At 61.3% G+C, this 26,022-nt stretch carries 27 protein-coding genes and 1 pseudogene; 12 read left to right on the forward strand and 16 right to left on the reverse strand.

Annotated features, from left to right (window positions below):
- Nucleotides 1–3: 3 nt before the first annotated feature.
- On the reverse strand, nucleotides 4–936 hold the full coding sequence (locus C2I35_RS00500) for a methylenetetrahydrofolate reductase (protein WP_103761086.1): 933 nt from the start codon (nucleotides 934–936) through the stop codon (nucleotides 4–6).
- A gap of 32 nt (nucleotides 937–968) precedes the next feature.
- Nucleotides 969–1,274, reverse strand: a complete 306-nt coding sequence (locus tag C2I35_RS00505; RefSeq protein WP_103761087.1) for a virulence factor — start codon at nucleotides 1,272–1,274, stop codon at nucleotides 969–971.
- A gap of 232 nt (nucleotides 1,275–1,506) precedes the next feature.
- On the opposite strand from C2I35_RS00505, the gene C2I35_RS00510 reads away from it, so the two are divergent.
- Together C2I35_RS00510 and C2I35_RS00515 are read left to right on the forward strand one after the other, a co-directional pair.
- Nucleotides 1,507–2,637, forward strand: coding sequence for a Ppx/GppA phosphatase family protein (locus C2I35_RS00510; RefSeq protein WP_103761088.1), 1,131 nt, complete (start codon nucleotides 1,507–1,509; stop codon nucleotides 2,635–2,637).
- On the forward strand, nucleotides 2,637–3,368 hold the full coding sequence (locus C2I35_RS00515; RefSeq protein ID WP_103761089.1) for an RlmE family RNA methyltransferase: 732 nt from the start codon (nucleotides 2,637–2,639) through the stop codon (nucleotides 3,366–3,368). The genes C2I35_RS00510 and C2I35_RS00515 overlap by 1 nt, the downstream gene beginning before the upstream one ends.
- On the opposite strand, the gene C2I35_RS00520 is transcribed toward C2I35_RS00515, so the two are convergent.
- The 4 genes from C2I35_RS00520 to C2I35_RS00535 form a co-directional block, all read right to left on the reverse strand.
- Nucleotides 3,365–3,553, reverse strand: a complete 189-nt coding sequence (locus tag C2I35_RS00520; protein ID WP_103761090.1) for a hypothetical protein — start codon at nucleotides 3,551–3,553, stop codon at nucleotides 3,365–3,367. The genes C2I35_RS00515 and C2I35_RS00520 overlap by 4 nt on opposite strands.
- Nucleotides 3,554–3,907: 354 nt before the next feature.
- The gene (locus C2I35_RS00525) at nucleotides 3,908–4,123 is read right to left on the reverse strand and encodes a hypothetical protein (protein WP_103761091.1); all 216 of its coding nucleotides are present in this window, start codon (nucleotides 4,121–4,123) and stop codon (nucleotides 3,908–3,910) included.
- Nucleotides 4,120–5,280 (reverse strand): aromatic ring-hydroxylating oxygenase subunit alpha, encoded by a 1,161-nt coding sequence (locus C2I35_RS00530; RefSeq protein WP_103761092.1) that lies wholly within the window; start codon nucleotides 5,278–5,280, stop codon nucleotides 4,120–4,122. The genes C2I35_RS00525 and C2I35_RS00530 overlap by 4 nt, the downstream gene beginning before the upstream one ends.
- A 122-nt stretch (nucleotides 5,281–5,402) precedes the next feature.
- Complete coding sequence (locus C2I35_RS00535) at nucleotides 5,403–6,032, reverse strand: XRE family transcriptional regulator (protein ID WP_338020431.1); 630 nt, start codon at nucleotides 6,030–6,032, stop codon at nucleotides 5,403–5,405.
- A 419-nt stretch (nucleotides 6,033–6,451) separates the two neighbouring features.
- On the opposite strand from C2I35_RS00535, the gene C2I35_RS00540 reads away from it, so the two are divergent.
- Entirely contained in the window at nucleotides 6,452–6,847 is a 396-nt protein-coding gene (locus tag C2I35_RS00540; RefSeq protein WP_146049930.1) for a hypothetical protein, read from the forward strand.
- Between the two features lie 19 nt (nucleotides 6,848–6,866).
- Here the strand turns inward: C2I35_RS00540 and ilvN are convergent, their stop codons facing one another.
- From ilvN to C2I35_RS00570, 5 genes and pseudogenes are all read right to left on the reverse strand, one after another.
- The gene (gene ilvN, locus C2I35_RS00545; RefSeq protein ID WP_103761095.1) at nucleotides 6,867–7,427 is read right to left on the reverse strand and encodes an acetolactate synthase small subunit; all 561 of its coding nucleotides are present in this window, start codon (nucleotides 7,425–7,427) and stop codon (nucleotides 6,867–6,869) included.
- A gap of 49 nt (nucleotides 7,428–7,476) precedes the next feature.
- Nucleotides 7,477–9,234 (reverse strand): acetolactate synthase 3 large subunit, encoded by a 1,758-nt coding sequence (locus C2I35_RS00550; RefSeq protein WP_103761096.1) that lies wholly within the window; start codon nucleotides 9,232–9,234, stop codon nucleotides 7,477–7,479.
- A gap of 685 nt (nucleotides 9,235–9,919) precedes the next feature.
- Nucleotides 9,920–10,246, reverse strand: coding sequence for a hypothetical protein (locus tag C2I35_RS00555; protein WP_146049931.1), 327 nt, complete (start codon nucleotides 10,244–10,246; stop codon nucleotides 9,920–9,922).
- A gap of 124 nt (nucleotides 10,247–10,370) precedes the next feature.
- Nucleotides 10,371–10,737, reverse strand: a pseudogene (locus tag C2I35_RS22375) (LuxR C-terminal-related transcriptional regulator); the annotation flags it as partial.
- Nucleotides 10,738–10,816: 79 nt separating this feature from the next.
- Nucleotides 10,817–11,014 carry a hypothetical protein gene (locus C2I35_RS00570; protein ID WP_103761100.1) on the reverse strand — a complete coding sequence of 66 codons (198 nt, stop codon included), beginning with the start codon at nucleotides 11,012–11,014 and terminating at the stop codon, nucleotides 10,817–10,819.
- 263 nt (nucleotides 11,015–11,277) lie between these two features.
- On the opposite strand from C2I35_RS00570, the gene C2I35_RS00575 reads away from it, so the two are divergent.
- The 4 genes from C2I35_RS00575 (at nucleotide 11,278) to C2I35_RS00590 (ending at nucleotide 16,328) form a co-directional block, all read left to right on the forward strand.
- Nucleotides 11,278–12,360, forward strand: coding sequence for a TRAP transporter substrate-binding protein (locus C2I35_RS00575; RefSeq protein ID WP_103761101.1), 1,083 nt, complete (start codon nucleotides 11,278–11,280; stop codon nucleotides 12,358–12,360).
- Between the two features lie 107 nt (nucleotides 12,361–12,467).
- Nucleotides 12,468–13,358, forward strand: coding sequence for a TRAP transporter small permease subunit (locus C2I35_RS00580; protein WP_103761102.1), 891 nt, complete (start codon nucleotides 12,468–12,470; stop codon nucleotides 13,356–13,358).
- A complete protein-coding gene (locus tag C2I35_RS00585) occupies nucleotides 13,358–15,712 on the forward strand; it encodes a TRAP transporter large permease (protein WP_103761103.1) in 2,355 nt (784 codons plus the stop codon). Before C2I35_RS00580 ends, C2I35_RS00585 begins: the two co-directional genes overlap by 1 nt.
- A 73-nt stretch (nucleotides 15,713–15,785) precedes the next feature.
- The gene (locus C2I35_RS00590; RefSeq protein ID WP_103761104.1) at nucleotides 15,786–16,328 is read left to right on the forward strand and encodes an AAA family ATPase; all 543 of its coding nucleotides are present in this window, start codon (nucleotides 15,786–15,788) and stop codon (nucleotides 16,326–16,328) included.
- 8 nt (nucleotides 16,329–16,336) lie between these two features.
- Here C2I35_RS00590 and C2I35_RS00595 read toward each other — a convergent pair whose 3' ends face one another.
- The 5 genes from C2I35_RS00595 to C2I35_RS00615 all read right to left on the reverse strand — a co-directional run bounded on the left by C2I35_RS00595 (nucleotide 16,337) and on the right by C2I35_RS00615 (nucleotide 20,227).
- Nucleotides 16,337–17,062, reverse strand: coding sequence for a DUF1194 domain-containing protein (locus C2I35_RS00595; RefSeq protein WP_103761105.1), 726 nt, complete (start codon nucleotides 17,060–17,062; stop codon nucleotides 16,337–16,339).
- Between the two features lie 120 nt (nucleotides 17,063–17,182).
- Nucleotides 17,183–18,193 (reverse strand): serine hydrolase domain-containing protein, encoded by a 1,011-nt coding sequence (locus C2I35_RS00600; RefSeq protein ID WP_103761106.1) that lies wholly within the window; start codon nucleotides 18,191–18,193, stop codon nucleotides 17,183–17,185.
- 140 nt (nucleotides 18,194–18,333) lie between these two features.
- On the reverse strand, nucleotides 18,334–19,164 hold the full coding sequence (locus C2I35_RS00605; protein ID WP_103761107.1) for an arginyltransferase: 831 nt from the start codon (nucleotides 19,162–19,164) through the stop codon (nucleotides 18,334–18,336).
- Nucleotides 19,165–19,249: 85 nt separating this feature from the next.
- Nucleotides 19,250–19,699: an RDD family protein gene (locus C2I35_RS00610; RefSeq protein ID WP_103761108.1), complete on the reverse strand. Its 450-nt coding sequence runs from the start codon at nucleotides 19,697–19,699 to the stop codon at nucleotides 19,250–19,252.
- Nucleotides 19,700–19,768: 69 nt separating this feature from the next.
- Nucleotides 19,769–20,227 (reverse strand): DUF2852 domain-containing protein, encoded by a 459-nt coding sequence (locus tag C2I35_RS00615; RefSeq protein ID WP_103761109.1) that lies wholly within the window; start codon nucleotides 20,225–20,227, stop codon nucleotides 19,769–19,771.
- Nucleotides 20,228–20,434: 207 nt separating this feature from the next.
- Here C2I35_RS00615 and C2I35_RS00620 point away from each other — a divergent pair, with 207 nt between their 5' ends.
- The 5 genes from C2I35_RS00620 to C2I35_RS00640 all read left to right on the forward strand — a co-directional run bounded on the left by C2I35_RS00620 (nucleotide 20,435) and on the right by C2I35_RS00640 (nucleotide 26,015).
- Nucleotides 20,435–23,221, forward strand: a complete 2,787-nt coding sequence (locus C2I35_RS00620; RefSeq protein ID WP_103761110.1) for a bifunctional [glutamate--ammonia ligase]-adenylyl-L-tyrosine phosphorylase/[glutamate--ammonia-ligase] adenylyltransferase — start codon at nucleotides 20,435–20,437, stop codon at nucleotides 23,219–23,221.
- Nucleotides 23,214–23,477 (forward strand): hypothetical protein, encoded by a 264-nt coding sequence (locus tag C2I35_RS00625; protein WP_103761111.1) that lies wholly within the window; start codon nucleotides 23,214–23,216, stop codon nucleotides 23,475–23,477. The genes C2I35_RS00620 and C2I35_RS00625 overlap by 8 nt, the downstream gene beginning before the upstream one ends.
- Before the next feature lie 126 nt (nucleotides 23,478–23,603).
- Nucleotides 23,604–24,257, forward strand: coding sequence for a DUF6778 family protein (locus tag C2I35_RS00630; protein WP_103761112.1), 654 nt, complete (start codon nucleotides 23,604–23,606; stop codon nucleotides 24,255–24,257).
- 19 nt (nucleotides 24,258–24,276) lie between these two features.
- A complete protein-coding gene (locus tag C2I35_RS00635) occupies nucleotides 24,277–25,473 on the forward strand; it encodes an RSP_2647 family RNA methyltransferase (protein WP_103761113.1) in 1,197 nt (398 codons plus the stop codon).
- Entirely contained in the window at nucleotides 25,470–26,015 is a 546-nt protein-coding gene (locus C2I35_RS00640) for an RSP_2648 family PIN domain-containing protein (RefSeq protein WP_103761114.1), read from the forward strand. Before C2I35_RS00635 ends, C2I35_RS00640 begins: the two co-directional genes overlap by 4 nt.
- Nucleotides 26,016–26,022: the final 7 nt, after the last annotated feature.

Raw genomic sequence — 26,022 nt, forward strand, 5'->3', positions numbered from 1 at the left:
GACTTATCCTTGCTTGGCGGCGGGCACGGTCGACGCGCCACCGTTTTCGATCGCCCACTCGGCATTGGTCTTGATGCCGCCCAGCGGGAAGAAGTGAACGTTGGTGATGTTGAAGTCCGGGTTGGCCGCCTTGTGCGCCGCCAGCTTGGTCAGCACGTCCGTGGGCTCGTAGGGCAACAGCAGCTTAGACACGTCCATCGCGCGCTTTTGCAGCACCTTCAGCGACGGGCCCACGCCACAGGCGATGGCGAACTTTATCAGCGTCTGCAGTTTCGCGGGCCCCGCGATGCCGATATGGATGGGCAGGGTCACACCGGCCGCGGCCAGGTCGTCGGCCCACTTGATGATCGGGTCGGCGTCAAAGGCGAACTGCGTGGCCAGAGCCATCTCGGCATCGGTGCGCTCCGAGAATTTCTGCTTCCACTGAACGGCATCCTCGACGTTCTTCATGCTGCCATCTGGGTCGATGTCGCGGTTGCCCTCGGGGTGGCCCGCCACGTGCAGCCGTTTGAATCCCGCCCGGTCGAACGCGCCGGTTTGCAACAGTTGTATCGAGCTGTCGAAATCGCCATGCGGATCCTTGACGCCACCGGCCAGCACCAGCGCCTGCTCGACGCCCGCTTCTCCCTGGTAGCGCGCGATCCAGTCCTCCAGCGTCGCCTGGTCCTTGATGATCCGCGCGGGGAAGTGCGGCATCACCTTGTAGCCTTCGGCGGCCACGCGCTTGGCGGTCACGACCATGTCCTCGATCGGCGTGCCCTCGATATGCGCGATGTAGACGCGCGTGCCTTCGGGCAGCAGATCGCGGAAATTGTCCACCTTCTCGGCAGTACGCGGCATCACCTCGATGGAATAGCCGTCCAGGAAGGCCTCCACCTGCGGGTTGACCGTGCGCGCGCCCGGGGTCTCACGTTTCTTGAAGTTCAAAAGCGCCATCGCGGCCTCCCAGAAAGATTTGCGGCCAGAACTCACGACGAGCCGGCCCAACCGTCATTCGCGATCAGCTGCTTGATGCGCGCCTGATCGTATTCCTTGTCCAGCCGTGCGGCCTCGGCCTCGGCCACCGCGTCGGCATCGCCCTCCACCTCGTAGGGGGCGGCCTTGCGCCACTCGGCGAGATAGGCATCGGTATCCTCGGCGCCGATCTTCATCGCGGCGCGGTCAATGGCCTGCTCGAACCGCTCGGGCAGGGGGCGCTTGGACCCGCGCCGGCCTTTGCCGACGATCACCTGCGCGGGGATGTCCCGCCAGTATACCACAGTCACATCAACCATCGCTGATTCCTCTACCTCGGTTGACTCTCTCTAATTCACCCGTTGCCTCCGACAGGGTCGTTTTTCGACTTAACGACGTCATCCAGCGACGTCACCTTATCCGCCATGCCGTTTCGAGGCCATCGCAAGGCACTGGAAAATGATTCAAGTTTATCCCGTGCGCGGCTCAAAGCTTGCGCGAAGCCCAAGCAACCACTACCTTCTAGGTAACTCGAAATGGAGGGCGTGAGTTATGGCGCCCAAGCGTCCCGAAAGTGCGGGCGCGGTCCCTCGTTCACCAGAACGACCAAAGGTCGAAAGCCCCGCACTGATCTCGCCCGAATCCGGCTCGCTTTATGCGGCGCTGGATCTGGGAACGAACAGTTGTCGTATGCTGATCGCCCGACCTGACGGCGCTCAGTTCAAAGTTGTGGACAGCTTCTCGAAATCGGTGCAGCTGGGGCAGGGGCTTGAACAGAGCGGCAAGCTGTCGCGCGCCTCGATCTACCGCACCATCCAGGCCCTGCGCGTCTGCCAGCAAAAGCTCAAGCGCAACAAGGTCAAGAACATGCGGCTGGTGGCCACCGAGGCCTGCCGCCGCGCCTCCAACGGCGCCGCCTTCATGAAGAAGGTCGAGCGGGAGACCGGCCTGCGCCTCGACATCATCGAACCCCAGGAAGAGGCGCAGCTGGCCGTCGTGTCCTGCGCCCCGCTGGTCAGCAAGAAGACCGAGCAACTGCTGGTCGTCGATATCGGCGGTGGCTCGACCGAGCTTGTGTGGATCGACCTGACCAATGTGCGCCCGCGCGAGCGGGCCTCGGCCATCATGCGGATGCATGGCGGGTTTCCCGACGCGCGACGCGGCGATGGCCCGTCGGCCCGCGTGGTCGATTGGATCAGCGTGCCGCTTGGCGTGGCCACGCTTCGTGACCAGTTCAACGATGTCGAGGATGACGCCGCCCGCTTTGCCCTCATGAGCTGGTTCTTCGAGGAAAACCTCGCTGAATTCGCCCCTTACAAGGACGAGCCGCCCCGCGCAGGCTTTCAGATCGTCGGCACCTCGGGCACTGTCACCACCGTCGCGGCGAGCCATCTCGGCCTCAAACGCTACGACCGCAACAAGGTCGACGGGCTCCGCATGACGTCCGATCAGATCGACCGCGTGATCCGCGACTACCTCGCCATGGGCCCCGCCGGACGCCGTCGTGACCCGCGTATCGGGCTCGACCGTCAGGCGCTCATCATGTCGGGTGCAGCCATCCTTCAGGCGCTTCTGCGCTGCTGGCCCACCGACCGCCTGTCGGTCGCTGACCGCGGCCTGCGCGAGGGGATGCTCTACGCCCAGATGGCCGCCGACGGCGTATTGATCGAAGGACAGGATTGATGGCGAAGAAACCAACCGGCAAGGGCCCCACGGGCAAGAACACGTCCGGCCGCGGCCAGCGCGACCTGACCGTCAAGGTCAAGACCGCCAAGGGCCGGCGCAGCAGTTCCACCCGCTGGCTGCAACGGCAGCTCAATGACCCTTACGTGAAACGCGCCCAGGCCGAAGGCTATCGTGGCCGTGCCGCCTACAAGATCATGGAACTGGACGACAAGTTCCGTTTTCTCGTCCCCGGCGCGCGCGTCGTAGACCTCGGCTGTGCCCCCGGCGGCTGGTGCCAGGTGGCCGTGCCGCGCGTAAACGCACTGGGCGAGAAATCCGGCAAGGCGCAGGGCTATATCCTCGGTATCGACCTGCAAGAGGTCGAACCCATCGCGGGCTGCGAGTTGCACGTGCTCGACTTCATGGAAGACGACGCCGACGACAAGGTCAAGGAATGGCTGCGCGGAAAGGCGGACGTGGTCATGTCGGACATGGCGGCCTCCTCCTCGGGCCACAAACAGACCGACCACCTGCGCATCATCGCACTGTGCGAGGCCGCGGCCTATCTCGCCTTCGACGTTCTGGAAGAGGGCGGCACCTTTGTCTCCAAGGTGCTGGCCGGAGGGGCCGAGGGCGATTTGCAGAAATTGCTGAAGCAACGCTTCGCCAAAGTCGCCAACGTCAAGCCACCCGCGTCACGCTCGGACAGTTCCGAGAAGTTTGTCATCGCCACGGGGTTCCGCGGCTAAAGCACCGCGGGCCGGGTGTCGAAAGACAACTCCGCCAGTTCCCGAAACGTCAGCGCCGCGTTGCCGTCAGTGATCTGCACTTGTGTTGACCTGTCACGCACCCGCCGCGCGGCATTCTCCTGCCGCAGAAGCTCGAAAAGCCGCGCGTGGCGTTGAATCAGGGATTTGTCCGGTCTGCTCTGCATGTGGCCTCGACGGGGGGTCCGCTCAGTGTCGCGCGAAATTCCTGCCATTCCATTAAGGCGGTTTTGGCCCGCTGATCGTTCGATTTGCGGGCAGGGGCGAAGATCCCTTGCCGCCAGAGATCCCGGATCAGGTCCGGGATAACGTCTTGCCGAATTCGTAGGGTGGGTGAAAACCCACGCGACCTCCGCGCGCCGTCTTCACCCTATCTTCACGTCTTTCCGATCGCGCCGTTCCACCGCACGTCCTGTTAACTCGGGCTCCGCTGAAAACCGCACCGTCGCGATACCACCCGAATACCGACGCGATACCGACGCCGGAATCGGGCGTTCGAAAAAATTAACTTTTGAGTCGCCTCACGCCTCGCGACCGTGTCGCACCAGCCGCGCATGCAGCCGCCGCGCATCCGGCGCCCCGGCCTCCAACGCGAACACATACGCATGCGTCAGGTAGAAGCACGACGCATCCAGATCGTTCGCCGTATCCGCGGCTTTGGTGTAAAGCTGTATCAGCGCGGAGCTGTCATGCGCCTCGTGCGCGGCGATCATCGCGTTGTCCAGAACTGCACTCATTCCGCCGCCTTTCCCATACCACGATAGGTTTCGATCTTGCCGGCGACCCAGGAGTGAAAACAATGGGTCGGGCTGTCCATCACAGGCGAGAAACGCCCCCCGTCGAACTGGTCCGCGTGCCGCCCGCGCTGCATGCCTTCGACCACGAAGATGTCCTCTTCAAAGACCGTCTTCCAAAGCTGCGTGTTACGCATCCGCAGCCCTTCGTCACTATCGGGCACGGAATAGTAGAGGTGGATATGTTCGACCGTTTTCTCGGGACCTTTCGGTTCCAGGATGATGGCGAAGGCATGGTCGCGATGGACGCCCAGCAGGACGTTCGGGTAGACGGCGATGTACTCCGCCTGTTCATTCCACTTTGCGCCAACTCCTTCAAAATCGGGGAATTTTTCGCCGTTCTCGTTGGTCAGCTGGCGATAGACCATCGTGCCCTGACCCGAGAATGCACCGGGCTCTTCGATGTTGTAGTGGTCCTCCAGCTTGGAATAGCTGTTGAGCCCCGGATGCACCCACGGCAGGTGGTAGCTCTCGCAATAGTTCTCCACCGCCAGCTTCCAGTTGGTGTTGACCTCGAACTCGATCTTGCTGTCGAATCCGCCGTGATAGACCGGCAATTCAAATTCCGACCAGCGCGCGATGACGTCCTTCATGGCCTCCTCGAAGACCGGCGCATCGCCCGAGACGTTGATCCACACGACATCGCGCCACACGTGGCTGCGCACCTCGATCAGGCCCAGGTTGTCGCGCTTGATCGCGTCGTGCGTATTGTGACCCGGTCCGCCCACATGCGGGGTCGAGACCAGCTTGCCCTTGGTGGAATAGCACCACGAATGATAGGGGCAGCGGATCGCACCCTCGATCTTGCGTGGCTCTTCCACAAGGATCATGCCCCGGTGACGGCAGATGTTCTGAAACACCCGGACGTCGCCATCCTTGTCGCGCAAAAGCAGCAGGGGCATCCCCAGGAACTCGATCGGTTTGGCGTCACCCGGCTCCGGCACGTCGGCCGCGACAGACAGCCCGGCCCACTGCGTATAGAGCAGCGCTTGGCGTTCCTCGGCGTAGATGGCGGGGTCGATGTAGTGGGCGTTGGGAAGGCCATTGGCCTTTTCGACACTGGTGCGAACGGCGGAGAGATCGGTGATCGTTGCAGACATCGGTAACACATCCCCTTGGCTGGTGATGTTCACCGATTGCCTGAAACCGCGCCGGAAAAACCGACGATTCACGACACGAATTTCCGCAAAGCGACTGTCTAAACGCAGGTGAGGCCTGCGGCCTAGCGGAATTCCTCTTTCAGGCGCAGCAGTCGCGCATGAAATACCGGAACCTCTTCCAGTGTTACCAGCCCGGCTTGCCGCGCCACCGGCAGCGCCTTGGTCAGCCCCGGACCAAGGTATTCATAGACCATCCGGGCCGCGCGCCTCCCGGTCACTTTCTCACGCACGGTGCGTGTCGCGTAGCCTTCCCAGATATTGGATTGGAAAGAGGTTTCGGGGGTCAGGAAGTTGAACGAACAGGCGAGCGAGTTGCGATGCGTGACCAGCGCCGCCACGCCTTCCTCCTGCCGCATGATCAGGCCGCGGAATTCCCTGCTCGCGGGCTCTGTGGACAGACCCTGGCTGCGCATCGCATCACGCGGCTCGAATCCGCGCAGAAACGTATAGGGCGCCTCGCGGTGCACGTGGACAAGGCCGATGGTAAAAAGGGTGTCGTCGATGAAGGACCGTCGGACGAAACTGTAGAACCCGCTGGGAAAAATCTCTTCGGGCACAGCGGTGGGCGACGCTCCGAAAAAGCCTGACAGGAAAGAATGGCCCAGAAGTTCGGGCGATGTCGCGAAAATCGACTCGACCGGTTCCAGAAGGATCCGGGCATCCACATCGAAGAACTGGCAGATCCTGTACAACAGATCGGGCCGTGGGAAGCTTTCGCCAGAGAGGTAGCGGTTGAACTGCGTGCGATTGATCCCAATCTCCCGGCACAGGCCTGAGACAGATTTGTACGGTGCACTAAGGATCTGTAAGTTCTGGCCAAATATACCGCGAAGGACCGCAGGATCGGGCGACAAGGCAGGCGGGGTGTTTGACTGGGTTTTCCGGTTCAAAACAGTACCGATTCTCCGTCCTCCCATACGTCGTCCATAGTCTCGCGAATGGAATTATTGCCCTCGCTACACGAAGATGTACGATTCTGTCCAGAAGTTGACGCGCTTTAGCGTCAGATTCGTTGACTGCTGACACAAATAGGTGCCGCAGATGCTTCAGATTTCCAGTGATCGCAACCTTGCGCTGGCCTATCCTAAATTCAGGATACAGCGAGGTTGCTATGTACGGTGCAGTATTGTGGGCTGATCGGTGTTCGAACCGCGCGCTGATCTGGTGTGAAGATCATGGCGAACTGGCGTTCTTCGAAGGTGAACCGAGCGACTCCACCAAAGCTTCGAAATTCGAGGAGGGAGACTTCGTTGCGTTCAAGATCCGTGACGGTCGCGGCATGCGCCTTGCCTTCGAGGTCGAGGTCGTTGCAACCGAGGAATACCCCTGCCTCGCGGCCGATCTGCGCTGCGCTACCTCGGACAGTGATCCTGGATACGCCGCTGCGCAGGACAGCGAAGAGCGCAAGGTTCTGCCGTTTCCGGTTCAGCCCGGCATGGACGTCCGAACTGCCGCGCAGCCGCAGCAGCCCAGCGCTCGCCTTGGGAAGGTCAATCTGTCCCGCTAGATTTTAACGGTACCGCGGATCAGTTTCCTCGGGATAGCGCGGCAACACCTGTTCGGGCGATCTCTTCCAGGCCCAGCGGACGCATGAGGTCAGCGAACGCATCAACCTTTTCCGACGTGCCGGTAATCTCGAAGACGAAGCTGTCCAGCGTGCTGTCCACCACACTGGCGCGGAAGATATCCGCAAGCCGTAGGGCCTCGACCCGCTTGTCGCCGGTGCCGGTGACGCGCAACAGCGCCAGTTCGCGCTCTACCGTGCGGCCCTCGACCGTCAGGTCATGGACTTCGTGCACCACTACGATCCGGCCAAGTTGCGCCTTGATCTGCTCGATGATCTGAGGCGTGCCCGTGGTGACAATAGTGATGCGGGACATATGGCCGGTATGATCCACTTCGGCCACGGTCAGGCTGTCGATGTTATAACCGCGTCCCGAGAAGAGGCCGATCACGCGGGCCAGAACGCCGGGCTCGTTATCCACGATGACGGCTAGAGTGTGACGCTCTTCCGCGTCGGAAAACGTGGGCCGCAAGTTATAGGCGGAATGGCTGGTCGCGCCTTTCTTGATTTTCAGGGCTGACATGGGATTAATCCTTTGAAGTGTGTCGTGCAGGGCAGGGACGGGGGGTGGCCTACACCAGCACCGCCCCGCCTGCGTCGATGGCATCCGCGGTGGACGCATTCTCGCCCAGCAGCATCTCATTATGCGCCTTGCCCGACGGGATCATCGGGAAGCAGTTCTCATGCTTCTCAACCAAGCAATCGAAAATCACCGGTCCATCGTAGTTCAGCATCTCCATGATCGCATCGTCCAGATCGGCAGGGTCCGAACACTGGATGCCTTTCGCCCCGAACGCCTCGGCCAGCTTGACGAAATCGGGCAGGGCGTCGGACCACGAGTGCGAATAACGCTCTCCATGCAGCAACTCCTGCCACTGGCGCACCATGCCAAGGCGTTCATTGTTGAGGATAAACTGCTTGACCGGAAGGCGGTATTGAACGGCCGTTCCCAATTCCTGCATGTTCATCAGCCACGATGCCTCGCCCGCGACATTGATCACCAACGCCTCTGGGTGCGCCACCTGAACGCCAATAGAGGCCGGAAAGCCGTATCCCATGGTGCCCAGCCCGCCAGACGTCATCCAGCGGTTGGGGTCTTCGAACCCAAGGTACTGCGCCGCCCACATCTGGTGCTGGCCCACTTCGGTGCAAATGTAGCGATCATGGCCTTTGGTCAGTTCTTCAAGACGATGCATCGCATGCTGGGGCTTGATCGTCTTGCCTTGTTGAGTGAAAGCGAGGCAGTTGATCTTTTTCCATTCCTCGATCCGACCCCACCAATTGCGAATGGCCTCACGGTTGACCTTGCTGCCGCGCTCCTTCCAGACCGACATCAACTGGCGCAGGACCTCCTTTACGTCGCCTACGATGGGGAAGTCTGTCCGGATCACCTTGTTGATCGAGGACGGGTCGATATCGATATGCGCCCGCTGCGATCCGGGCGAGAACGCGTCCAACCGCCCTGTAATCCGGTCGTCGAACCGCGCCCCAATATTTATCATCAGGTCGCAGTCATGCATCGCCATGTTCGCCTCGTAGAGGCCGTGCATGCCCAGCATACCCAACCAGTTCTTGCCCGACGCCGGATAGCAGCCAAGGCCCATCAAGGTCGATGTGATCGGAATACCCGTCGCCTCGACCAGCTCGCGCAGAAGCGCGGTCGCCTCGTCGCCGGAATTGATGACGCCGCCGCCCGTGTAGAAGACGGGCCGCTCGGCCTGCTCCAGCGCCTCGACCAGTTCGGTGATCGTGTCGATGTCGCCCGTGGTCTGCGGCTGGTAATGCGAGGTCTTGGTCTGCGCAGGCTCCAGGTACTTGGCCGATGCGAACTGCACGTCTTTCGGAATGTCCACCAGCACCGGTCCTGGTCGGCCCGACGTGGCCACGTGAAACGCCTCGTGGATGGTCTGGGCCAGACGCTCGGTTTCCTTGACCAGCCAGTTGTGCTTGGTGCAGGGGCGGGTAATGCCGACCGTGTCGGCCTCCTGAAACGCGTCGGAGCCGATCATGAATGTTGGTACTTGGCCGGTCAGAACGATCAGCGGGATCGAGTCCATCAGCGCGTCGGTCAAGCCAGTCACGGCGTTGGTCGCCCCGGGCCCCGAGGTCACCAGAACGACGCCGGGCTTCCCGGTCGACCGGGCATAGCCTTCGGCGGCATGGACCGCGCCTTGCTCATGCCGGACGAGGATGTGCCGAATGTCATTCTGCTGAAAGATCTCGTCATAAATCGGTAGCACGGCGCCGCCGGGATATCCGAATACGACGTCCACACCCTGATCCTTCAAGGCCTGGACCACCATTTTCGCTCCGGTCATCTGACGTGTCATCTCATTGCTCCATTCATGACATGTGTCTCTTTGCGTTACGCATAAAAAAGCCCCCGGAGGGTTCCGAGGGCGCATGGGGTACCTTTATGGTGTCCGTTACCGGCCCATGCGCCATTTACCTACGACTACGATTAGCGATGCCATGTGCGGCGACTCCTTGCTGCGTTCGGGGACATTATGTGTGAGGGTCAGGAGCGTCAACAGGCTTTCCGCGAAAAATGTCGCGCGAGGGGGCGGATTCTTTGCATTTGTTGCGCGGAATGCGGCGCGGCAGAAACGCGCAGGTTTGGAGGATGTCGCGGACCCGTCCGAGGGCTGTCAAACTCGTGTGACAATCTAGGGGATCTATTGCCACCACCATCCGCAGACCCGCCATGAAAGATGTCGACCTCAACCGCCTGTCCGCCAGTTGTTTGCGTGCGATACGGTCAGGGGCGGAATCTCATGCTTTCTGACTAGGCCGAAAGGGTCCGATCTGACGGGGCTGACATGGTCGACCGACCGGCGCACAAAGATCATGGGTATTCGGCACCCAGCCGCGCCATTCTCCGGCGGCGAAGGCAAGCTTCCGCGTTTTGCAATGGTGACCGGCAAGCGCGACGACGGTGCGCCGCTGGGATGGCGAAAATTCGTGCAAAATAGCGAGCCCAAGATTCTTCGTACGAAGAATCTTGGGCGAAACGCCCTACATCATGTGACCCAGCGTGCCCATCATGTAGTCTCGGTTATAGTGCAGCGCCTGCACGCGGGGATCGTCCTGCGACGTGCGCATCACCGTGTCGTAATCGGCAAAACAGATCAGCTGTGCCTCGTTTTGGATAATCCGGATGTTCAGGTCCCGGAGATAAGCGACGCGAAACCTGTCAGCCAGCCGTTCTGAGGCGAAGTTGATGATCGTTGTGGTGCCACCAGCGTTGTTCTGTAGGCCGTAACATACGGCTTTCTGGCGGTCGAAGGTGAAATCGGCGAACTCGACCGTGCTTTCGCCGTAGTCCTCTTGTACATCCTGCATGGTGTCCCCCATGACAATGAATGACACAACGATGACACAAAATTCAGTTTATGGAAGGGGTGCAGCGAAAAAATTTCTGCGCCGCGGCATCATATGCCGCAAAGTTGACCAGATGAGTGCTGTGACCCTGGAGTACACCGTGTTCCATTACATAGCGGGTCAGGCCGACGGTAGCACTGATAAGCAGCTTGCGCTTGATGATTTTGCGATGCTTTTCCACGGTGCGCACCGAGATGTCCAAAACCTGAGCCCCGCCTTTTTCGACTAACGCTGTGCCAGTTGAAACAAGGTCATCTGTTCGCGGTCAGTCAATCGAACGCGCCCTTCGCGGCTATCCGGCACCAGTGGTCCCTGCGCCCTGGTGCACAGGTAACACTGGGCTTTGATGGCCTCGTCGATCGCGCAATTGAACTTCAATGCGGGCACGTCTTCCAGCACGGATCCCATAGCACCGTGCCCAATGCGGAACTGATGTATTCGGCGCTGCCATGCCTTAAAGGGCTGCGTGAGGGACAACATTGCCGCGTCGTCTTCGGGCACGACGCGGCCGTAGATGTTGACAACCGCAGGTCATGCCAAAAACACCCAGTTCTTCTGTTCGTCGCGTTTCGCCGAGATCAGTTTTTGCTCGAGGTTGCGGATATTGCGCTCCGCGACTTTGCGCGATTGAAGCGTGACCCGCGCGGAAATGGTTTCTACCGCTACGATCAGCAGCGGCGTGGCTGTCAGGAACTGTTTCCGGCCGTAGGTCACGCGGGGGACGATCATCGATTCTCTTCTCGTGAATTGATAATGCGAATTGCATCAAAAGCCCTGCGTCAGGTGGCGCGTCAGTACACGTTTGGCTTGTGCGCGCGCCGCTGCATCTGGTCCGGTTTTGGACTTTTTGACGGGTCGGAATGCAGATCCTACGCACTACTCGGTATTCCCATCGCAAAATGCACACGATAGTGTCCCGGCACCTGCAACGGTCCGCGCGGAAGCTGCCAGGGACGGGTTTTCGCGCATCATCAATTGGGAGGATAAATCACATGGATCGTCGTTCATTCCTGAAGAATACGGCATTGGGTGGGTCGGCCGCCGCCGCCACGACGCTGGCCGCACCGGCCTATGCCCAAGGCAACCGCACGTTGACCATGGTCACAACCTGGGGCCGGGGCCTCGCCGGTGTTTTCGATGCAGCACAGCGCGCGGCAGACAACATCAACGGCATGGCTGACGGCGCACTGACCATCGACGTCAAGGGCGCGGGCGAACTGGTCGGCGCGTTCGAGGTGTTCGATGCCGTGACCGCCGGGCAGGCTGACATGTACCATGGCGCCGACTACTATTTCGTGGGGCAGCATCCGGCCTATGCCTTTTTCACCTCGGTTCCGTTCGGCATGACGGCGCAGGAACTGGTGAACTGGTATTATCACGGCGACGGCATGGGCTTCCACGACGAGTTGGGCCAGATCTTCGGCCTTAAATCTTTCCTCGCGGGCAACACCGGCGCTCAGGCGGGTGGTTGGTTCTCGAAAGAGATCAACGGCCCCGAAGATTTCAACGGCCTGAAATTCCGGATGCCCGGTCTGGGCGGCAAGGCCTTGGGCAAGCTGGGCGCATCGGTTCAGAACCTGCCGGGGGCTGAAGTCTACCAAGCGCTGGCCTCGGGAGCGATTGATGGCACCGAGTGGATTGGCCCTTGGGCGGACGAAAAGGCAGGCTTCCAGGAGATCACGAAGACCTACTACACCGCCGGCTTCCACGAGCCGGGCGCTGGCCTATCCATCGGGATGAACCGCGAAGTCTTCGACAGCCTGACTCCGGCGCAGCAGAAGATGGTCGAAACCGCCTGTGCCGAGGCGCACCAGTGGAACCTTGCACAATTCCTGTCGAACAACTCTGCCGCGCTGAGCCGGCTTCAGTCGAGCGGCGTCAACACGCTTGAATTCCCCGATTCGGTCTGGGACGCGTTTGGCCAGGCCGCTGATGAAGTTCACCAGGAGAATATGGGCGACGACATCTACAAGCGGGTTTACGACAGCTACATGGCCTCGATGAAGTCCTCGTCGGCTTGGCTTGCCAAGTCCGACGGCGCCTATACCAAGCAACGCGACCGCGTTCTGGGCTGATCGCCCTGTAGCGTGCTGTCTTGTGGGCGGGCCCTTCGGCGGGGCCCGCCTCGATCCCGTAAACGGGTCTCGGGGGACCCGCACCGACATGAGGGACGTGGGAACCCATGCTGGACGCTCTTCTCTGGTTTTTCCAAAATATCGGCTTGGCCTTTTACAACTTGGCCTATGCCGTCACCCATCCCGCCAGCTGGCTGAACTGGGCAGACAAGGAAGCGATCATGCGGTTCGTCTATTACGGCGGATCGGTGGAATTTTTCTTTGTCGTGTTCACCTTCGTTCTGGTGCTGACAGTGATCGGTCTTTGGCGCAACGGCTTCATGTGGGGCTGTGTGCGTGTGATGGAGGGGTTTGCCAACATCACCGGGCGCATCTTTGCCTGGGCCGGCCTGATCATGGTGATCCAGCAGATCATCATTGTCTTCGTCCAAAGGATTTTCGTGCGGCCCGACATCTCGTTCGGTTTTGGCATCCCGTTGTCCTACGACATCAGCTGGTGGGCCGAGATGCTCAAGTTTCACAACGCGCTCGTCGTCGCCCTGTGCTGTACCTACACGTTCGTCCAAGGCGGGCACGTGCGGGTCGATCTGTTCTATGCCGCCGTCAAATTTCGCACAAAGCGGATCATCGACATGATCGGAAGCCTGATCTTCATGGCGCCGATGGCCGTGCTGGTCTGGATGTACGGCTGGTATTTCATGTGGCGGCATCTGATCACTCCCAAGCCGTCGGCGTCTGACACGCTCGACCGGCTTATGATGAAGGCGCGTGCGGTCCGCTGGAACGTGGAAACGATCGGGTTCAGCCCAAATGGGTTCAACGGCTACTTTCTGTTCAAGATCCTGATGGTCGCGTTCGCGGGTATGGTCTTTATCCAGGCCATAGCGTTTTTCTACCGCTCGTATCTGGAGTTCAAGGAAGGGCCGGAAAGCGAGGGCAGGTACCTCGACAAGGATAACCTCGGACAAGGCGAGGAAGCCTATGAGGGTACACACTGATGTTGTTTGGACTTGATGGCGTCGAGGTCGGCCTGATCATCGTATTTCTATGTCTCTTCGGTGGCATACTTTCCGGGTTTCCGGTGGCCTTTGCCATCGGCGGTGCGGGTGCCATTTCCTTTGCGATCATCGCGGGGCTCGACAGTGCAGGCCTGCTGATCCACCAGGCGATCGACACCGGAAGCGAGGCGTATCGCACCCTCGTCGGATCGGGAGTAAAGCCCGAAACCGTTTCGATCTTCCGATATCCCGACCTGCCAAGGGTGGGCGAGCCAGTATTTCCGCAGGGATGGGAAACCGCGCTTGATCGCAACGTCAGCTTCATCGTCAACCGGATGAACGAACGCGTCTTCGCCGGTCAGTCGATCGAAACGCTATTGGCGGTGCTGATGTTCGTGCTGATGGGAATCACGCTGGAACGGTCGAAAATCGCAAACGATCTTTTGACAACCATGGCGCGGGTATTTGGGCCGCTGCCGGGCGGGCTCGCGGTTTCGGTGGTCGTCGTCGGTGCATTCCTTGCCGCCTCGACCGGGATCGTGGGCGCGACGGTGGTCACCATGGGGCTGCTCAGCCTGCCCACCATGCTGCGCAGCAATTACAGCCCCGAAATAGCCACCGGCGTTATTGCGGCCTCGGGCACGCTGGGGCAGATCATTCCGCCTTCGATCGTGATCGTTCTTCTTGGCACACTTGCTGGCGACCTCTACTCGGTCGCGCAGGAGGCGCGCGCGCAGGAGGTGGGCTGCACCGACGCGCTGACCTACCTGGGGGAACCCGCAGTGGTGTCCGTCGGCACGCTCTTCCAGGCGGCTCTGCTGCCGGGCATCCTTCTGGCGCTGCTCTATGCGCTTTATGCCTTCGGCTTTGCTCTGGTCTACCCCAGCAGGGCCCCCGCGGTCGAGCTGGGTGCCACCAACGCAGAGGCCATCACCCGCGGCGAGGCGTTCACATGGTTTCTCGGGATCCCGGTTGCGCTGGTTGCCGGCATGCTGGTGCTGGGGCAGATGAATATCATTGGTAGCCAAAGCACGACCATCGACAGCTTCAGCGAACAGGGTCAAAGCGCCAGCCTGCGCACCAGCGTCGGCCCCGACTGCAAGGATGCGATGATCGAACTGCACGGACAGGCCGCCTGGGACCGCGCCGTGGCCGAGCAAAAATCCATCGACGAGTCCGGTGGCGTGACCCAAAGCGTCCGCTTGTCCGAGGAGGAACAGGCCGAAATGCTGGCCCGAAAGGTCGAGAACGCGGCACCGATTGGAACCGGCATCGCGATTATGATGCTGATATTCTCCCTCGTCCTGGCCCTTGCGCGCGGCGTTCTTCCATCTGAAAGCCCAACACCCTTGATCGTGGGGGCGCTCGGGATCACGCTTGGTCTTCTGGTCGACATCCTGTTGATCGGTCCGCAATGGAGTGCGGGCGCGACCTTCGCGATCTTGGCGATCCCCGTTGCGCTGGCGCTTTACGGTTGTGCCCATGGCGCTGCGCGATTGGCCCGGAACGAGCTGATCCGCGTGGTCTTTCCGCCGCTGGTTCTCATCGTGGCGGTACTGGGCTCGATACTCGGGGGCATCACCAACCCCACACCGGCCGCCGCATTGGGTGCGGGCGGGGCGATCATGCTGGCCGCCTACCGCAAGCTGAAGGACGACGAGCGCTCGGGCAAGATCATTATCTTCGCCACCTTCGCGATAGTCATCTCGATCATCGTCGGCATCAATTTCGACTTGCGGATCAACGTCGAGGGCGCCTCGGCCGAGAGCTGGATCGCGTTTTTCGTCGCTCAGGCGGCGTATCTGTACGCTCTTTTCGGGCTGCTCTTCGCCTGCTGGGTACTCTTCGCCGGCGGCATACTCAGCCCGGTCGTGCGCGAGACGGCGAAGGTGACCAGCATGGTGTTCACCATCCTGATCGGTTCGCAGCTTCTGAACCTCGTGGTGATCTCCTTCGGAGGCGAGCATTACATCCAGCAGTTCCTGCGCTCGTTCGACAACGAATACAAGGTATTCCTGATCGTGATGCTGGTGCTCTTCATACTCGGCTTCGTGCTCGACTTCCTGGAGATCATCTACATCGTGATCCCGATCGTGGGGCCTGTGATCTACGGCGGAACTTTTGATCCGAAATGGGTGACGATCATGATTGCGGTGAACCTGCAGACCTCGTTCCTGACACCGCCTTTCGGCTTCGCGCTCTTCTACCTAAGGGGGGTGGCGCCGAAGGAGGTCACGACCGGGCACATATACCGCGGTGTCGCGCCTTTCGTGCTAATCCAGGTCGTAGGTCTGGCGATACTGTGGTTCTTCCCGGATATCGTCACGATCTTCCCGGATCTGCTGAGCGGTTGACCCGGCATCGCCAACATAACAAGGGCTCGGGCATCGCCGGGCGCTTTCATTCCCGACAAATGCAGCGCACCAAATGACACAGGAAGCAAATACAAGGCATGTTATCCTGTCCGGATGCTCCGGTGGGGGAAAGTCAACGCTGCTGACGGCGCTTGGCCGCACCGGGTACAGCACCGTGCCCGAACCCGGGCGACGCATCGTTGCGGAAGAGACACGTGGCCGCGGCGTGGCCTTACCTTGGGTCGATCCCACCGCATTTGCCCGGCGAGCGGTGGATATGGCCCTGCAGGACCGGGCCGACGTGGCCAGCGATACAGGCTGGGTGTTCTTTGATCGCGGATTGATCGACGCTGCCGTTGCGCTGGAGCATGCCGCGGGCATAGATATGGCCGTCACCATGGCGCCCGCGAAACGCTTTCACCAAAAGGTATTCGTGGCCCCGCCCTGGCCGGAGATCTACAAATCCGACAACGCGCGACGCCACGGCTTTGACGTGGCGATCGAAGAGTATCACCGGCTGTGCAAAGCATATGACCGGCTTGGCTACACGATTGTGTCTTTGCCCAAAACTAATGTCGCTGAGCGGACCGCATTCGTTCTGAACCACCTGGGTTGAAACGATGCCTACTGAGCTGGGATCAAGGCAATACGGCCGCGGTCGGGGTCCGGTGTCCGCCCGGAGATCTCCAGTACAAGCTTGCGCCGCACGGTGCGTGCGAAACTGTCCCGACCCTCGGCCGTCACCATGAAGGCACCGGGACCGCCAATGATGCGTTTGGCATATTCTTCCTCTAGGTTCGCCCCGGCGCGGCGACCGTCTTCGGGCCGCAGGATCGGCAGGGCGTTGATGACGATCCCTGCCGCCAGAACCTCGGCCCGGGCCGAAGCTATGGAAGGACCCGAGGAGTTACGGATACTGTCCCCGGAAAAGTCGATTACCGCACGGGGCGCGATGATGTCGTTGGACTCGATCAACCGCTTTGCATCAAGAAGAGCGCCACCAATGGCGTTGCTGCCATAAGCTTGGCGCGGCGGACCGTCCAGCGCGTCGGCAAAGGCTTGTGCGGTGGCGTCGCCGTCGATCACGGTCCACGGCACGACAACGGCGGTATTGGTGGCCCACTCGACATAGGTCACCGCGACATTGCCATAAAGCGATTGCTCTATGGCTTTTAAAACCTCTGGGTCCGTTATCGCGGTCGCGTAGCCCTGTCGCTGGAAGGACAGCTCCATGTCGTCGATTGACCCAGACGCATCCGCCAGCAGGACCAGTTCCAGTCCGACCTCTTGGCGGGTTTCGGCAAGAGCCGAACCCGCAAGCCAGCAAAAGAAAAATGTCATGATGCGCATGAGACAAATTTTCCCTGCAAACCGCATCAGGGCAAGCCGCCCGTGGTCACATCCGCGTGTGGACAGGCGTTGCGTGGTCCTATGATGCGAAAACAGGCGAACCGGGCGTCAGTACCGCGCTCAGGTCCTGTCACCCCGGGCCAGCGGCAGGATGGTTCCGCGGATAAGCTGCATCAGGTCTCCGAAATAACCGACACTGCGCGCAGGGCGTGTGGAATCAGACGTGATCGCGATAGTCAGGCCCAGTCCCGGCACTATGCAGATCACCTGTCCGCCGTATCCGCGCGCAAGGGCGAAATCATCTCCGTCTGACTGTCCAAGAAACCAGCCATAGCCATAGCGCAGCCCGGACCATGGCGAGCGTGTGACGGGATCGAAAGACCGGTTGACCCAGTCCTCGCTCAACACGCGCGTGCCGTCCCACATGCCGCCGCGCCGGTACATCTCGCCGAAATGGATCATCGCGGGCAGGCTGAGCGACATCTCGTTGCCGCCAAGATAGCGCCCTTGCGGATCGCGGGTCCAAGGCGGGATGCTGATGCCGAGCGGCGCACCCAGCCGCTCTCGCGATTGCTGCAGAAGGCTTTGCCCGGTGATTTCGGACAGGATCGCACCCAGCACGTGGAACGAGCCTGTCGAATATAGCATGCGCGCGCCGGGTTCCGTCTCGAACGGGCGCGACAGGGCGTTGGCGACCCAATTCGAACTGCTGACCCACTCTCCGTAATTCGGTCCTGATGTTCGCTCTAGCCCGGCTTGCATGGTCACGAGGTTCTCGACCGATATATCCGAAACGCCCGGCTCGGCGTTTGCGGGGATCAGGCCGGGGGAAAGCTGGCCGATAGTGGTCTGCAGTGTCGGTATTTCGCCGCGGTCCAGCGCGGCCCCTGTCAGCGCCGCAACGACGGTTTTTGACACCGACTTTATCGGGACTGGCGTCCCGATCTCGGGACCGCGAAACGCCTCGGAAAACACCTCGGCGCCGTGCTGGTGGATCATGACGGCATGGCATTGATCCAACGCACCCGCCACATCCGCCACGCCGCGCCATTCGGCGGGCTGGGCACGGGCGGGCCATGCGGCAAATGCGGCGGCACCGGCAAGAATATGGCGACGACTAAGACAGGACATGCAACCTCGCTTTTCTGGGAAGTTCACCAGATATCACGCACCGTGCGAAGGGCCAGAGGGCAGGGACATCGAATAGCCGTCAAACACGTGAACGTGTTCGGATCGTGCGTCCCCGGGACGCGAAAGAACCCCTTGGCGCCTCAGTACTTCTTGTTGCGCAGGGGCTTGCCGTCGGGCAGCGAAATATTCGCGACTTGCTCGGCAATCGGATCGTTCGAGAGTGGATGTCGGTGCGCTTCGAAATCCTCGGGATCATGCATCTTCTGCCACTCGCCACCCGAGTAGACCTCCAGCCCGGAAAACGCGGCCTTGTACCCCATCTTCGCACTGCCTGGCACCCAGTATCCAAGGTAGACATAGGGTAGGCCGGCCTCGCGGGCGATTTCGATGTGATCGAGGATTATATAGGTGCCGAGACTGTCGCGCGGTCGGTTCGGATCGTAAAAGGAATAGACCATGCTGACACCGTCATCGAACACGTCGGTCAGGCACACCGCGACCAGGTCGCCTGTTTCCTGGTCGGCGTATTCCACGACGCGCGTGCGAATTGGCGTTTCCTCGATCATCGCGGCGAACTCGAACGTATCCATGTCAGCCATGCCGCCATTCGCGTGCCGGTCCTCGAGATATTCTCGAAACAGAGCATACTGCTCCTCCGTGGCCCAGGGTGACGTGGCGCGGCGCTCGAGCCGCTGGTTGCGCTTGATGGTGCGGCGTTGGCTGCGCGACGCAGTGAAATTCTCGACATTCACCCGTGCCGACAGACAGGCGGCACAGTCCGCGCAAGACGGGCGATAGAGCACGTTTTGCGACCGACGAAAGCCTTGTTTTGAAAGCGTGTCATTGAGACGTTGCGCTCCGTCACCCTGCAAGGCCGTAAACAATTTCCGCTCCATCCGGCCTTCGAGATACGGGCAGGGCTGGGGCGCCGTCACATAGAACTGGGGCGCGATGGGAAGAGTGTGACGCATGGCAGAATTCGCAACTTTCGGAACCGACGATAACAACGATGTGACGCTGCGCCAAGAGGTCAAATCCGGCGCCGTCGGCGCGGCGTCAGGAAGCCGCTCGTCGGTTTATCGCAACGGTTCCAAGGACAAGGTCGGTCAGGCCCTGACCCCGCGACCCCGTTAGCATCAACAGGACCGAGGCAAGCTGCACCAGGGGTATGGCACAGGAAAACGTGAACCCCATCGAATGCAAGAACGCCATCAAGCCGTCGAAGCGGTGCCCGGATGCCGTTCGGAACTCGACCGCGAAAAGGCGCATACCCCAAGTTGCTGATCCTTGCGCTATGGTGGCCGTGCGGTAGATCAGGCCGATGGAAAGAAACAGGACCGGCAGAAAGAACAGACCGGTAAAGGCCGTGAACGGCAGCACCAGCACGCAGAAGCCCAGTATCAGCACGCTGTCCACAAGCCATGCCAAAAATCGCTTTAACGGGACGTCTGCGTAGAAGTCGGGCTGACTGTCGGGGTCGGGGATATGCCAGGTCGTATCACTCATCCGTATCATATAGGTTCGCCCCAAGCGCCTTGAAGGGTCTCGGCGCCGGGGGCACGGGATTTCGGTGGGTCAGCTGGCGGGCGCGGCACCACGCTCTTGTTCTTCGTCGCCTTGATCTTCGGTATCGTCACCGGACTCTGCCTTTCGGGCGCGGTCTTCCATGAACTGATCGAATTCCGCCTTGTCGCGGGCGGCCCGCAACCGTTCGAGAAATGCCTCGAAGTTCTGCTGCTCTTCTTCCAGCCTGCGCAGGGTCTCGTCGCGGTAGGCATCGAAGGTGCTGTTTCCGGAGGACCCGTTCATCGGGCGTGACACCCTGCGACGAGAGGTCCGACCGGACGGGCAGGACATCTTGTTGTTCCAGATCATGTAGGCCAACAGCATGAGGCCAACGGGCCAAAAGACGATCAACGAAACCACGAGAACCGCGATCCAAGCAGCTTTGCCTTTCTCGTCAAGCCATGCCTCTGAGCGGACGAACCAACTGGTTATGCCGCTATGGGGTGAATTGTAGGTATATGTGCTCATCCTTGGGTCCTTTCGAACGTTGTGTAAGGGCAGTATGTGAATTGCATTTACATTGAAGAGATGGGAAACAGGCGCAACGCGTGCAAGGGGTAATGTAAATTATTTTCACATGGCGCGATCTGTGCGCCATTCTCGACGTTCCCACTTGTTGTTTTCATCGGCAAGCGGGTCGTTGACCGGACCTGCCAAGGGTGTATCACTGCATCCATGAGCTTTTCCGACCGCATGACACGTTGCCCGCGCCCCTTCGAAGCCGATCCCGGCCTGGAGGCGCGCGATGCAGTTCCGAACCTGCCGTCCGAGCTCGCGGCACTGGTCGAAGGCGCAGCGGGATGCAGCCCGTTTCTGCAAGCTCTCTGTATCAAGGAGCGCGAATGGTTGCCGGAAGTCTTCGACGACCCCGAGGCCGTCTTCGACGCCCTGATGGAGGAGGTTGCGGAGTTTCCCATGGACGAGGTGGGACCGTGCCTTCGCCGGGCCAAGGGCAGGGTCGCGCTGATGATCGCGCTGGCCGATCTTGCCGGGGTCTGGACGCTGGAACAGGTGACCGGCGCCCTGACGCGGTTCGCGGACCTTGCCGTGGCCCAGGCGCTGCGCGCGGCTTTGCTGCCCGAGTTGCGGCGCGGCAAGATACCGGGTCAGGACGAGAATGCGCTGGAAGAGGCCGCCGGGATGGTCGTTCTGGCAATGGGCAAGATGGGCGCGCACGAGCTCAACTACAGCTCCGACATCGACCTCATATGTCTTTTCGACGAAGAACGGTTCGATGGCGACAGCTATCACGAGGCGCGGGCCGGCTTCGTGCGGGCGACCCGCCGCATGGCTGCGACGCTGAACGACCGGACTGCCGACGGCTACGTCTTCCGCACCGACCTGCGCCTGCGCCCCGACCCCAACGTAACACCAGTTTGCATGGCAATGGGCGCTGCCGAAACCTATTACGAAAGCCTTGGGCGGACATGGGAGCGCGCGGCCTACATCAAGGCGCGTCCCGCGGCGGGCGACATCTCGGCCGGCACGCGGTTCCTCGATACGCTGCGTCCCTTCGTCTGGCGCAAGCACCTAGATTTCGCCGCCATCGAGGACGCGCATAACATGCGTCTACGCATCCGCGAGCATAAGGGCCTTCACGGTCCCATCCGGCTCGACGGTCACAACATGAAGCTGGGTCGGGGCGGTATTCGAGAGATCGAGTTCTTCACCCAGACCCGCCAGTTGATATCTGGCGGTCGTGACCCGGACCTGCGGGTCCGCGGCACAGTCGTTGGACTGGAGCGGCTGGCGGACAAGAATTGGGTTCCCGAGAACGCGGCAGAGACACTGTCCGAGCATTACCGGGCGCATCGGGAGATTGAGCACCGCCTTCAGATGGTGCGCGACGCGCAGACGCAGGTCCTGCCAGAGCAACCTGAGGGCTGGGCGCGGCTCGCGGCGCTCTGCGACCGCGACTTGGCCGATTTTCGCGACGAGTTGACCGGACGGCTGCAACAGGTGCACGATCTGATTGAGGGGTTCTTTGCTCCCGAAAGCGGCGCCGAGAAGCCGGTCGCGGTCGACGGTCTGGACGAGGATATTATCGCCCGTTGGCGAGGTTATCCGGCCCTTCGCAGCGAGCGCGCGAACACGATCTTCGACCGGCTGAAGCCGGAGATCCTCGAACGTCTCAATCGGTCGTCCAACCCGCAGGAGGCGTTGGTGGCGTTCGACGGCTTCCTGGCTGGTCTGCCTGCGGGCGTTCAGGTTTTCGCATTGTTCGAGGCCAACCCCCAGTTGATCGACCTGATGGTCGATATCGCGGGTGTGTCACCAGCGCTGGCCAGCTACCTGTCGCGCCATGCGGGCGTGTTCGACGCGGTGATCGCAGGGGATTTCTTCGCACCTTGGCCAGACAGGGCACATCTGCGCCGTGAACTTGCGGCGCGGCTGGACCGCGAAGACGATTACGAGCGCAAGCTGGACGCGGCCCGCCGCTGGCTGAAGGAGTGGCATTTCCGCACCGGGGTCCACCTCCTGCGCGGCCTGATCGACGCCGACAAGGCCGGTGCGCAGTATGCCGATCTCGCGCAGGTGATCCTCGCTGAACTTTGGAGCGTGGTCTGCGCCCAGTTCGCCGAAAAGCACGGCCCGCCACCCGGGCGCGGGGCCGTGGTTTTGGGGATGGGCTCTCTGGGGGCGGGCAAACTCAACGCGGGTTCTGATCTCGACCTGATCGTGATCTACGATTCCGAAGGGGTCGAAGGCTCCGATGGGCGCAGGCCGCTGGCAACACGGCCCTACTATGCGCGCCTGACCCAAGCGTTGATCACTGCCGTGACGGCGCCTATGTCCGAAGGCCGGCTGTACGAGGTGGACATGCGCTTGCGTCCCTCGGGCAATCAGGGGCCGGTCGCCACCAGCTGGGCCTCGTTTCAGACCTACCAGCAAGAGCAAGCCTGGGTCTGGGAGCATCTGGCGCTGACGCGCGCCCATGTCGTGGCCGGTCCCGACGCGCTGGCGGAAGATGTCGAGGCATTCCTCTGTGAGTTGTTGCAGCAAAAAGGGGATGCCGCAATCGTTCTGAGGGAAGTGGCGCAGATGCGAGCGCGCATCAAGTCCGCCAAAGCGTCCGGCGGTCCTTGGGACACCAAGCTGGGCGACGGGAGGATGCAGGAGATCGAGCTAGTGGCACAGGCTGGATGCCTGCTTGCCGGACGGCCCGAACGCAGTGTCGAGGCTGGATTGGCCGCCGGTGTCGCCGCCGGTTGGTTAACTGACGCAGAAGAAATTGCGCTCGGCGCTGCTTACGCGCTTTGCTGGAAAGTGACGCAGGCGGCGCGCCTGCTGGGCGATAAACCCATCGACGAAGATGTGCTTGGCGCCGGGGCAAAGGCTTTCGTCCTGCGGCAGACCGCGCAGGAAAATATGGCTGACCTGCGCGAAGAACTGCAACGGCGTACGGCAGACGCCGCCATAGTGATTGATGCTGCATTGAAGCGAGGAACCGAAGATGGCTGACGTGTTAGACCCAAAGGGGTTGATCCGGGAGTCCTACAATATTGAGGGCATTACGCCTGGCGAATGCCGCTCGATCTTTCTGGACTGGGCGCTTTCGATTGACGGCGATGGCGATATGAAAGTGCTGCTTGAGGGCCTAATCGAGCGCCACGGCACGCAACACCCGGACCACCCGATGACCGCCGTTTTGAATGAAGGCCTGAAATCGACTGAGGCGCCAAAGCGCCGCGGCGGCTGGCGCGGGCGTGGACGCTGACGCTCCATGGTCGCGTTTTCCGGCCTTGCGGAATCTTGATTAAGTACCGAGACCGCCGAAAACTCGCCTCAATTACTCGACAAAATGTCTCCAACCAATGCGCTGAAATCGCGCTAGGAGGATGACATGAAGACCCGTCAAGCTATCGCAGCACTCATCGTGGGACTGTCCGTCGCGGGCTGCTCCACACCCGAGACGGCAACACGGAATGCCTCGCTTGAGACTCCTTCGGTCGCCGTGGCTGCGCCAGCCTATGCAGTCCAGGAAATCCGCGTCAACGTTCCGAAGTCTCTCAGGGTTTCCGAAGCCAACCGCTACCTTCCGGGCGGTGACATCGTCTGGCGCGAAGACCCTGCGGGCGACCGGCACGCACAGGTCAAGGCGATCTTCGAGGCGGCGATGCAGCAGGGCGTCAACGCCATGCAACCCGGCCATGTACCGGCGGTCCTGGATATCCAGGTCACGCGCTTTCACGCACTGACCGAAAAGGCGCGTTATACTGTTGGCGGCGTTCATGCCCTGCAATTCCACATGCTTCTACGCAATCCCGAGACCGGCGTCGCATATGGCAAGCCGCAATTCGTAAAGGCCGACTTCAAGGCGCTTGGAGGGCAAGCGGCAATCAAGGCGGAGCAGCAGGGCATCACCCAGAAATATCGGATCACCAATCACCTTGCCTCGGTGATCCAGCGCCAGCTGACGAGCCCCGAGGGTTACCAGGCGGCAAACCTGGGCTTGATGGGTGCGCTGAATCAACTCGGTGCTTCCAACGAAAACTGAAACGGCTTAAGGGGACGGCATGACGCCGTCCTCTTTGCCTTCCATACGTCTGAAACCCAAAGTGCAGGCCCGCGCCATCCGGCACGGGTTTCCTTGGGTCTTCGATAATGAGCTCGTGACCGACCGCCGGACCAAAGCACTGGCGCCCGGCACTGTGGCGGTCCTGGAAGACGCCGAGCGAACACCGCTGGCCACGGTCGCGGTCAATCCCAAGTCCCGCATCATGGCACGGGTGTTGGACCGTGATCCGAACGCCCGGATTGATCAATCCTGGCTGGAAACCAGACTGCGCCTCGCCTTCGAGATGCGCGACCGGTTGTTCAACGCGCCTTTCTACCGGTTGGTGCATGCCGAGGCGGATGGTCTGCCCGGTGTCATCATAGATCGCTTCGACTCCGTCGCCGTCATACAGCCCAACGCGGCGTGGGCCGATGTGCTGCTACCGCAGATCGCGGCGGCTCTGGTCGACTTTACCGGCGTTACATGCGTGATCAAGAACGCGTCTGGGCGTGCCCGCGCGCTGGAAGGCCTTGATGACGCTACGCTGGCTCTTGTGGGCGACTTGCCCGACAGTCCTTTACCGGTGCAGATGAACGGAGCCACCTACATGGCTGACGTCATTGGCGGGCAGAAGACGGGGCTGTTCTACGACCAGCGACCTAATCACGCCTTTGCCGCGACACTCGCACAGGGCAGTCGCGTGCTCGACGTGTTCAGCCACGTGGGCGGCTTTTCCCTCGCTGCGCTTGCGGCCGGTGCGTCCGGGGCGCTTGCAGTCGATGGCTCCCAACCGGCACTTGATCTGGCCCGGGACGGGGCCGCGCGTATGGGGCTTTCGGAAAGCTTCGCCACACGGCGGGGCGACGCCTTCGACGTGATGACGGCCCTCGCCGAACAGGGCGAACGGTTTGACGTGGTCATCTGTGATCCACCGGCCTTTGCCCCGAACAAGCAGGCGCTGGAAAAGGGCCTGCGCGCCTATGAGCGGGTCGCGCGGCTGGCGGCCCCGTTGGTGGCGGCAGGCGGGTACTTGGGGCTCTGCTCCTGTTCTCATGCCGCGACACTCGACAAGTTTCGCACGGCTTGCACTCGGGGCATCGGCCGGGCCGGGCGCGAGGGTGCGCTCATCCATACCGGCTTTGCGGGTCCGGACCATCCCCTGCATCCGCAACTGGCCGAAAGCGGGTATCTCAAGGCGTTCTTCTTCCGGTTATGAAGGCGGTTCTCGACACCTGCGTGATCTACCCTACCGTGATGCGCCAGACGCTGCTTGGCGCCGCGAAACGGGGCGTTTTCAAACCGCTCTGGTCTGCCCGCATCATCGAGGAGTGGCAACGCGCGGTTGTCAAGCTTGGCCCCGGTGGCATGGCGCAGGCCCAGGCCGAGGCGGCGATGCTGGCTGTCGAGTGGCCCGACGCGCAGGTGTCCTGGCCGCCGTCGCTGGAAGCCCGGCTATGGCTGCCGGACCCTGCGGATATCCATGTGCTGGCGGCCGCCATCGCCGGCTCCGCCGACCTGATCCTGACGGTCAACGCCAAGGATTTTCCACGCAACATCCTAGCCGAGGAAGGCGTAAACCGGGCCGATCCCGATACCTTCCTGCTCGGCGTTTTCGAAGCAACGCCGGAATTGATGCAGGAAATCGGCGGGGCGGTGCTGGCCGACGCACGGCGCCTCAGCGGCGAAGACTGGGACATCAGACGCCTGATGAAGAAAGCGCGGTTGCCGCGTTTGGGTAAAGCTTTGGCCTTTGCCTGAATCCCGC

The organism is Roseovarius confluentis (genome assembly GCF_002917925.1).
GTDB classification, from domain to species: Bacteria; Pseudomonadota; Alphaproteobacteria; order Rhodobacterales; family Rhodobacteraceae; genus Roseovarius; species Roseovarius confluentis.